This window comes from Cellulomonas sp., from assembly GCF_036279715.1.
Lineage (GTDB): Bacteria > Actinomycetota > Actinomycetes > Actinomycetales > Cellulomonadaceae > Cellulomonas_A.
Map to the genome: position 1 here is coordinate 1 of NZ_DASUIR010000004.1, position 9,658 is coordinate 9,658.

Consider the following 9,658-nt stretch of genomic DNA (forward strand, 5'->3'; position numbering starts at 1 on the left):
GCGTCGACCCGGCCGCGTTGTCCGAGGCGGCGAAGATCGACCCGGGCCGGTTCGTGCAGGTCCAGGACGCGGGCCGCCATGCGGGTCGCGCGATGCTGACCGTGCGCCAGGCCCGGCCCGCGGCGTTCGCCGGGACGCTCGTGCTCAGGGCGCTCGACGCCCGTACCCGGCTCTTCGCGGCTGCGGACGAGGTCGCCGCACCCGCCCAGGTCGCCGTCGCCACCCCGGTGAACCTGCCGAACGCCGCCATCCCCGCGGCCGGGACGCGCTTCTGGGTCGAGGGGGCCGCGGTCAGCGGCGGCCTGCGCGACACGGTCCTGCAGCTCGGCATCGACGCGCTCGAGCCCGACGGCGACCGGGTCCAGCTCACCGTCGTCGAGCTCAGCAACCTGACGATGACGATCCCCGCGACCCCGGCGCACACGGCCCGGCTCGGCAACTCGCCCGTCGCCCCGCACGTCGTGCCCGGAACAGCCGTCCCCGTGCCCGCCGACTTCGACGAGAACCCGACCACCAACCCGCCCGTCGCGCTGGTCGAGGGCTCGGTCGTCGTGGCCGCGCCGATCACGCTCGCGGTGACCGTGCGGCCAGCCGGAGTGCCGGTGCGGTGGAGCGCGCAGCGGGCCCAGGGCAACCCCGCGGCCGACGGCGGCGACGACGCCCCCGCGATCGTCGCGCTGCACGCCGCCGCCGCACCGACGCTCACCCCGGACGCGGTCAACCCGCTCGCGGCCACGATGCTCACGGACAACGCCGGCACGTTCCACGTGCGACCGTTCGTGGACGGCAACGGCAACGGGACCTACGACCACCACATCGACCGCGAGCCGAGCATCGTCCGCAACGTCGTGCTCGGCCGGGCCACGCTGTTCCTCGACAGCTCGGTCGCGCGCAGCACGAACTTCGCGGTGCTCCCGGCCGGCGGCGGGATCAGCGTCAGCTCCGGAGCGTTCGACATCGCCGCGCCCGCGACCGCGGCGATGCACATGAACGCCCAGGTCGACGTGGTCACCGGCGGCGCCGACGGCCGCCGCGTCATCGCCCAGTACTTCGGTGGGTGGATCAACAACGAGACGGCCGTCGAGACGATCGTGGGGACGTTCGTCGAACCGGCCGGCGCGGTCCACACCGACCCGTCGGTGTTCGCGTCGAACCTCGCCGCGGCGACGGGCGGCACCCCCGGCAGCCCGATCTTCGTCCCGGGCAACCCGGCGCCCGTCCTGATCGACCCGCCGCTGCTCGACTCCGGTCGCGGGGCCGGGGTCGTGGGTCGCGGCGGCGACTCGGCGACCCTCACGCGCAGCCGGATCCGGACGCGCACGGCCCTCGCGGTCGGCCAGCGGTGGATCGTCGAGTCGGTCGACAGCCCCGGCGACGGCGAGCCGGCGGTGCGCCCGGCGTTCCCGACGGCCACGCTGCGGCGCTTCCACTTCGGGCTGACGTTCTCCTCGACGCTCGGGCTCTGGACCAACCGGACCGCCGCGAGCGGCGCGACGGGCGACCCGGCCGACCGGACGTACGCGGTGGTGCTCGAGGTGCGCTGGACGCAGGACGGCGAGTGGACCATCACCCCGGCGACCGGGGCCGTCGCGGTCGTCACGGCGCCGACGACGGCGATCGCAGGCACGACGCCGACGACACCCGCCGTCGCCGCGGCCACGACCCCGGTCGAGGTGCGGTTCCCTGCCTCGACGGACCAGCTCGCGAGGAACGCGCGGACATGACCACCTACGCCGTCACGTCCGAGGTCCTCGAGGCCGCGACCATCGTCCAGGTCGTGGTCGACGACGTCGCGCTCGGCGACTGGACGCCCGAGCCCGGGACGGGGTTCCAGCGCCGCACCGGCACGGTCACCGTCCGGCTCGCCGACGTGCTCAAGGGGCGCATCACGGAGCCGGTCGGCACGAGCGTCACGGTCGACGTCGTCCTGCGGGGCACGGGCGGCCCGCGGCTCGGCGACGTCGAGGGCGTGTGGTCCCACGTGCCGACCGACAGTGGCGCGCGGCTCGTGGCGTTCTGTGACGCCGGGACCCGGTCGCTCGCGCTCGCGCTGACCGAGGAGCACTGCCAGCGGCTCATCGTGTCCGGGCCGGTGCTCGCCGACCTGCGCCTCGCGATCGGGCTGCAGCGCAGGTCGCCGACCGCCGACCGGCTGCTGGCCGAGGCCGAGCGGCAGCGCGCCACCGGGGGAGCGGTGTTCGCGCGGTACGTGTGGGTCGCCGCGCGCGAGGCCCTGCGCGCGAGCCTCGACCGGTTCGACCGGCTCATGCGCGTCGCCGAGGACCCGGCGACGCGCGTCGAGGCCCAGGAGACCTACCTCGTGAGCGCCTACGAGGACATCACGTTCACGCGCGCCTACCCGGCTGAGCGCCGCGCACGGCTCGCGCGGGCGATGCTGGCCAGCACGCTCGACCCGAGGCTCGGCGAGCTGCGCTCGACGCTGCTGGGCGTGTACGTGCCGAACCTCATCGCCACCGCCGGGCCGGGCCCGCTCACGGCCGACGACGTCTTCGGCACCGAGCCCGTGCCCGGGCCCGCGACGGGTGCCGTGGCTGGGCCAGCAGCAGGCGCCGTTCCCGCTGCGGCGCCCGGACCTGAGGCGGCGCCGGACCTCCGCGACGCGCTGCGCGCCGAGCTCGACGACCCGCGCGACCCCGCGACGACCAGCCCCGCGCTGCGCGCCTGGCTCGACGGCTCCGACCCCCACGACGGGGAGGGCTGACCATGCTGCGTCCCGCCTACCGCGTGACCATCGGCGACCACGTCGTCGACACCACCGCTGAGCCGCGCGCGAGCACGATCGTCGAGCTGGTCGTGCGGCTCGACATGGACACGCCCGCGGACGAGGTGACGATCGTCCAGGGGCAGGTCGGCGGCCTGCGGGCGGTGCCCGGCGACGACCTGTCGATCGAGCTCGGGTACGCCGACCCCGACGCGGGGCTCGTGCGGGTCCTCACAGGGACCGTCGTCACCGTCGAGCCGGACCTGCGCACGGTGCGCATCGTCGGGCACTCGCGGGCCGACGCACTGCTCCGGACGCGCCTCGACCGCACGTTCGAGGACACGACGTACGGCGACGTGGTGCGCGCGCTCGCGGCCGAGGCCGGGGTCGACGTCGCGCGCGTGGAGGACGGGCCGCAGACGAACGCGTACGTCGTCGACGGCCGCCGGGACGGGGCCAGGCACATCCGTGACCTCGCCGTGCTCGCGGGGTTCGACACCTACCTCACCCCCGACGGCGGACTCGTGTTCGAGGCGCTCGCCGGGAACCGCACCGTGCACGTCCTGAAGTACGCCGAGCACGTCCTCGAGGCCGGCCTCACCCGCGCCCGGCCCGTGGCCGGGACGGTCGAGGTGTTCGGGGAGAGCCCGGGCGCGTCGAGCGGCGACGAGTCCTGGGCGTGGCTGACGAGCGACTTCACGCCGTACCGCGCGAGCGCCGGGTCCGGGTCGCCGACGCTGCTGCTCGAACGGTCGGCGGTCCGCACCGCGGCGGCGGCCTCGACCGCGGCGACCGCTGCGCTCGACGCGCTGACGACCGCGACGCTCCGTGGCCGGGTGCGCATCCAGGGCCGCCCCCAGGTTGCGCTCGGTGACCTCGTCCGGCTCGAGCGCTTCCCGACGAGGGCCGGGGTCGACGAGCTCGACGGGAACTACCAGGTGCGCGCGGTCGAGCACCGCCTCACCAAGGCCGAGGGGTTCGTGACCGACGTCGACCTGCGCAGCCTCACGGGTGCGGCAGCGCAGGCAGCCGCCGCGACACCGGGGTCGGCGCCGACCACCGCACCGGCCACCACATCGACCGGAGGTGCGTCATGAGCACGATCGTCGACACGATCGCCGCGATCGTCCGCCATGAGCTCGCCGCCGTGCGGACGACCGAGCTCGGCGTCGTCGAGGACGTCCACCCGCACTCCGGCGCGGGCGACGACGACAACTACGGCGTGGACGTGACCCTCAAGAACAGCGGGCTGGCCCTCAAGCGCGTGCCCGTCGGCACCGGGCACATCGGCACCGTCGGGATCCCCAACGTCGGCGACCTCGTGCTCGTCGCGTTCGACCACGGCGACGTCAACAGCCCGGTCGTCATCGCGCGCCTGTACGACGACGCGGACCGCCCGCCCCTGTCGACCACCGACGAGATCGTGCTGCGCCTGCCGCTCGCGGCCGACGACGACGCGAGCGTGCTCGCCGCGCTGCGCAACCACCCGGACGCCAGCCCCGCGCGTGAGCTGATCATCGAGATGCCCCCGAAGATCACCGTCCGCATCGTCGACGGGACCGTCACCGCCACGGCCGGGCAGACCGAGCTGAAGCTCGACCAGTCGGGGTCGAGCGGCGGGACCGTGCACGTCAAGGCCGGCCGGACCACCGTGACGATGGACCAGGACGGCGACGTGACCCTCGAGTCCGCGGGCTCGGTGACGCTCAAGGCCACGGCCGACCTCACGATCCAGGCCGGGGGCGCCGTCGCGATCAAGGCCGGCACGACGCTGACCGCCGAGGCAGGCACGCGCGCGACGCTCAAGGGCTCGCTCACGGCCGCGCTCGAGGGGAGTGCCGGCGCGAGCGTCCAGGGGGCGTCCGTGACCATCCAGGGCCAGACGAGCTTCTCGCCATGACCCGCCGCTGCACAGCCGAGGAAGGGAGCGATCGTGCCAGGACAACCCGTGACCATCGGGGCGAGCGTCGTCGTGACGCCCGGCATGACCGCCGCGCCGGACACCGGCACGATCCTCGTCGTCCTGCCGCCGTGGGTGACGGCCGGCGGGATGCCGCTCGCCACGAGCGGGTCGATCTGCCTGATGACCAACTCCGTGACCGGGGTGCCGTACCCGCTCGTCATCGGGTCGGTCGGGTCGAGCACCGGGCTGCAGGTCGGGGGGCAGGGCCTGGTCCGGGTCGGCGACCGGATCCCGTCGGGCAGCGGCGTCCTCGTCGTCATCGGGCCGCCTGCCGCGACCTTCGTGACCGACGCGTGGCCGCCGTGACCCCCGCCCGCCCGGCCCCGCCAGCACGCACACCCACCGCAGCACGCGCACGAACCGCAGCACCCGCACGGACGAGGAGGTCGCGATGAGCACCCCGACGGTCGGCCCACCGCGCGAGGCGCTGCCCGGCACCGACCTGCGCCTGCTCGGCGACCTCCTGACGGCTGAGCAGCGCGAACGCGGCAGCGACCTGCTCACCGGCCCGCGCCCGCAGCTCGCGGTGCCCGGCGAGCCGGACCGCAACCACGACCTGCTGCCGGTCACGGGCTTCGAGAACCTCCAGCAGGCGCTGCTCCTGCGCTTCCTCACGCAGGTCGGCGAGCTCGCCCACCTCGGGCACGCGACGTACGGGAGTCGCCTGCACGAGCTCATCGGCGAGCTCAACACCGTCACCACCCGCAACCGGGCCAAGCTCTTCGCGCTGCAGGCGCTCGCGGACGAGCCCCGGGTCGCGTCCGTCACGTCGATCACCGTGACGACCGCCCCGAGCGACCCGACCCGCCTCGAGATCCGCGCGTCGCTCCTCGCGATCGACCACGTGACCGAGCTCAACCTCGTGTTCCCGGTGCCGCTCGCCGGAGGTCCGCTGTGAACGTCGACACCGTCACCCTCGTCCATCGCCCCTTCGGGGAGCTCGTCGACGACATCCTCACGTCGGTCGTCGGCGGCGTCGTCAACGAGCCGATCCGGTTCGACCTCAAGGTGCTCACGTACCCGCTGGCAGAGCCGTCGTCGGGAGTGCGCAGCATCACCGGCGTCGCGGCCACGAAGCCGCGCACGTTCCTCCCGGCGATCGACTTCACGTTCACCGGCACCGCGACGAACACCGTGGCCTGGCTCGAGGACGGCACGAAGCCCGACGACAACACGACCTTCTTCGTCGACTACTTCCGCGTCGACAGCCGTTCGCCGTTGTCGGACATCAACGTCGGCAGCGTGACCCGCACGCTCACCGAGGCGGTCGGCCGCGAGATCGCCACGGTCTACGACCAGATCAACCTCGCCTACCTCTCGGCGTTCGTGGACACCGCGACGGGCACGTCGCTCGACTACGTCGTGGCGATCCTCGACGTGTTCCGCAAGACCGCCGAGTTCGCCGAGGGGCTCGTCACGTTCTTCCGCAGCGCCGGGGTGGACGGGAACATCACGATCCCTGCGGGGACGCGGCTGGCCTCGACGGGCGGCAAGGTCGTGTTCGCCTCGACGCAGCCGCGCACGCTGCAGCGCGGTCAGGTGCGCATCGACGTGCCCGTGCGCGCCGACGTGGGCTTCGCCGGCGAGGCCGGCCTGGTCCCGGCCGGTGCGATCACGGAGATGTCGCAGCCGGTCGCGGGAATCGACCACGTGACCAACCTCGACCCGACGCAGCGCGCGGCAGCCGACGAGACCGATGACGAGCTGCGGCTGCGCGCCAAGGCCGCGCTGCGCTCGCTCGGCAAGGCAACGCTCGCGGCCCTCGACCGGGCGATCCGGGAGAGCCGGGGGACGCCGGTCGAGTTCTACGACCCGGGCTCCCCGCTGGCGAAGCGCTCCGAGCCGGGCACGGTGACCGTCGTCGTCGAGGCCGAGCCCGAGCGGCTCGGGAGCATCGTCGACGCGGTGCACGTGACGCGAGCCGCCGGGGTCGTGGCGACCGTCGTGGCCCGGTACGTGTTCATCACGCCCCGCGTCACGGCGACGATCACGCCGGGGCTGTCGGCACCGGGCCAGGCGCAGGTGCAGTCCGACGTCGTCGCGGCGCTGCAGGCCTACGTCGACACGCTCACGCGCGGCGACCCGGCCGACGGTGCCGCGATGCTGGCGGCTGTTCGCGGGGTCGAGGACGTCACGGACGCGACCGTGGTCGACGTCGTCGTCGCGCGCGCGGACCTGGCAGGTCCGGACGGGGACGCGGGCCTCGTGGACGCCCTCGTCCAGGCCGTGTCCCTCGCCGCCGCGGGGGACGCCGCTGCGCTGCGGGACGCGCTCGCCGGTGCGGTAGCCGCCGCGGGAACGCACGCGCCGACGAGTGCGCACGTGCCCGACCGCTCGCTGCTGCAGTCGACGGTTCCGGCGCGCGCGGGGCAGCCCGCGACCGACGACGAGATCGAGGCCGGCACGTTCCAGGTCTCCGCGACGGTCGCCGGGGAGACCTGGTGGATCGCGCTCGAGATGGTGGCCGGCGACGTGCACGTGGAGGCTCCCGGTGCCTAAGGCCGACCGCATCCTCGCGAACCTGCCGCCGACGTTCCGGCTGCGGGGCGACCCGTCGGCGCTCCGAGCGCTCGTCGACGCGTACGGCGGCGAGCTGCAGACCGCCGAGAACTCCCTGGTCGCGGTCATGCGCGCGCACTGGGTCCAGTTCGCGGACGCGGGCGAGCAGACGATCGAGGACCTCAGGCTGTTCGCTGCGCTGTACGGCCTCGCCCCGCGTCCGGACGAGAGCGTCGAGGAGTTCCGCGACCACCTGCGCCGGTACGTGCGCACCTACCTCGACGGGACCGTCACGGTGCAGGGGATCCTGCGGATCACGGCCGAGGCGCTCGGTCTGCACATCGAGGACGACGCGCTCGACACGTGGTGGGACCGGCCCGACCCGGTGCTCGTGACGAGCATGCCGCGCGGGGCCGACGCCGCGACCCTGGTGCTCGGGGTCCCGGCGGCGACCGTCGCGGGCGCGGACGCGCAGCCGGCGACCCTCGTCGGGCGTGCGGACGTGGGTTCCGGTGTCGACCTGACCGCCGCGCGCGTCCTGCGGGTCGCGCTCGACGGCCACGGCGCGCTGCCCGTCGACCTCACCGCGGGGGCCGCCAACCCGGCCGCCGTGAGTCCGACCGAGCTGGTCGCGGCGATCGAGGCCGGGCTCGGGCGGCCCGGGGTCGCCCGGGTCGAGGGCGGGCACCTCGTGCTGGTGTCGGGCACGACCGGGGCGGCCTCCGAGGTGCTCGTCGATGACGGGCCGGACGACGCCGCCGACCTCGTGCTCGGCCTGCGCCCCCGCACCTACGCGGGCTCGGACCCGGTGCACGCCCGGATCGTCGGGACGGCTGACCTGAGCGCGGCGCTCGACCTCACCGCGGCCCGCTACCTGCGCGTCGTCGTCGACGGCCACCACGTCGCCGAGGTCGACTGCGCGGCGCTCGCGGCGGACCCGGCGGCCGTGGACGTCGCGCAGGTCACCGACGCGATCAACGCCGCGCTCGGCCTGGCGGTCGCGTCCGACGACGGCCGGTTCCTCACGCTCACGTCCCCCACGTCCGGGGAGGCCGGGTCGGTCGTGCTGGCCGACCCCGCGGCGCAGCCCGCGACCGCCACGCTCTTCGGCACGGCAGCACCCGTCGCTGTCGGAGCCGGCGCGCGCCCCGCGCGGGTCGTCTCGGACCGCCGCATCGGCCTCGGGGTCGATCTCAGCCGGGACTCGCGGCTCCGCATCGCGCTCGACACCGCACCCCCGGTGACGATCGACGTGGCGGGCCTCGACCCTGCCGCGACGACCCCGGCGGAGGTCGTCGCCGCGCTCAACGAGGGCCTCGGCGCCCAGGCGGCGTCGCACGATGGCGATCGCGTCACGCTCGTCTCGCCCACCGCGGGTGCGGCGGGTTCACTGCGGGTCGACGAGGTCGACGGCGACGCCGCCGAGGCCGTGCTCGGCCTGCGACCCCGGTCTGCGCGCGGCACCGCCCCGGTGACGGCCGCCGTGGTCGGCACGGTCGACCTCTCGGCAGGCGTCGACCTGTCGTCGCGGTACCTGCTGCGGCTCGGTGTCGACGGCGGCACCCCGCGCGACCTGGACCTGCGCGGCGGCATCGACGACGTGACCCACGCGACCGTCGAGGAGCTCAAGGACGCGCTGAACGCGGCGCTCCGCGCGGACCCCGGCGACCCGGTCGCGTCGCACGACGGTGCGCACCTCCAGCTCGTGTCGACGAGCGCGGGTGCCGCCGGGTCGATCGACCTGCAGCCGCTCCGCGACACCCTGCGCCGACGCTTCGTGACCCGGGCCCGCGTGACGGACGACGCCGCGACGACGGTGCTGGGGTTCACGGCCCGCACCGCGACGGGAAAGGCCGCGACCGTCGCGCGCCTGGCGGGCCCCCACGACCTCTCGGGCGGGGTCGACCTCAGCGTCGACCGCTACCTGCGCCTGACCGTCGGCGACCGCACGCCCGTCGAGATCGACTGCGCCGGACCCCGCCCGCGGGCCACCACGCCGGCCGAGGTCGTCGCCGCGATCACGACGGCGTACGCGGCGCAGCACCCCACAGCTCCCGGACCGATCGCCCTGACGGACGGCCGCACCCTCGTGCTGACCGACCCGGAGCCCGGTGCCTCGTCGCGCATCCTGCTCGAGCCGCCGCACGCGCTCGACGCGCTCGATCGCATCCTCGGGGTGCCGCCGATGCTCGCCCGGGGGCAGGGCGCCGTCGGCGTGCACCTCGCCGGGACGGTCGACCTGTCCGCCGGTGTCGAGCTGCCCGCCGATGCCGCGCTGCGGATCGGGGTCGGTGACGTCCCGCCGGTCGACGTCCCGGTCGGCGACGGCTCCACGACCGCGACCCGCCAGCTCAGCCAGGTCGTCGCGCAGGTCAACCTCGCGCTCGCGGCCCAGGTCGCCGCGCACGACGGCACGCACCTGCTGCTCGTCCCGCCCGCGACCGCAACCGCGAGCCGGCTCGTCCTCGAGGCCC

6 protein-coding genes and 2 pseudogenes are annotated in these 9,658 nt (G+C 75.0%); all 8 read left to right on the forward strand.

The window, feature by feature from the left end; all coding sequences use genetic code 11:
• Positions 1–1,724: pseudogene (locus tag VFW79_RS00225) on the forward strand (hypothetical protein); the annotation flags it as partial.
• Positions 1,721–2,722 carry a hypothetical protein gene (locus VFW79_RS00230; RefSeq protein ID WP_329675316.1) on the forward strand — a complete coding sequence of 334 codons (1,002 nt, stop codon included), beginning with the start codon at positions 1,721–1,723 and terminating at the stop codon, positions 2,720–2,722. The pseudogene VFW79_RS00225 and the gene VFW79_RS00230, both read left to right, overlap by 4 nt.
• Positions 2,723–2,724: 2 nt before the next feature.
• On the forward strand, positions 2,725–3,819 hold the full coding sequence (locus VFW79_RS00235; RefSeq protein WP_329675317.1) for a hypothetical protein: 1,095 nt from the start codon (positions 2,725–2,727) through the stop codon (positions 3,817–3,819).
• Positions 3,816–4,622: a phage baseplate assembly protein V gene (locus VFW79_RS00240; RefSeq protein WP_329675318.1), complete on the forward strand. Its 807-nt coding sequence runs from the start codon at positions 3,816–3,818 to the stop codon at positions 4,620–4,622. The genes VFW79_RS00235 and VFW79_RS00240 overlap by 4 nt, the downstream gene beginning before the upstream one ends.
• A 33-nt stretch (positions 4,623–4,655) precedes the next feature.
• Positions 4,656–4,991 (forward strand): hypothetical protein, encoded by a 336-nt coding sequence (locus VFW79_RS00245; protein ID WP_329675319.1) that lies wholly within the window; start codon positions 4,656–4,658, stop codon positions 4,989–4,991.
• 85 nt (positions 4,992–5,076) lie between these two features.
• Positions 5,077–5,583, forward strand: a complete 507-nt coding sequence (locus tag VFW79_RS00250) for a hypothetical protein (protein ID WP_329675320.1) — start codon at positions 5,077–5,079, stop codon at positions 5,581–5,583.
• Positions 5,580–7,184: a baseplate J/gp47 family protein gene (locus VFW79_RS00255; RefSeq protein WP_329675321.1), complete on the forward strand. Its 1,605-nt coding sequence runs from the start codon at positions 5,580–5,582 to the stop codon at positions 7,182–7,184. The genes VFW79_RS00250 and VFW79_RS00255 overlap by 4 nt, the downstream gene beginning before the upstream one ends.
• Positions 7,177–9,658 (forward strand): annotated as a pseudogene (locus tag VFW79_RS00260) (hypothetical protein); the annotation flags it as partial. The gene VFW79_RS00255 and the pseudogene VFW79_RS00260, both read left to right, overlap by 8 nt.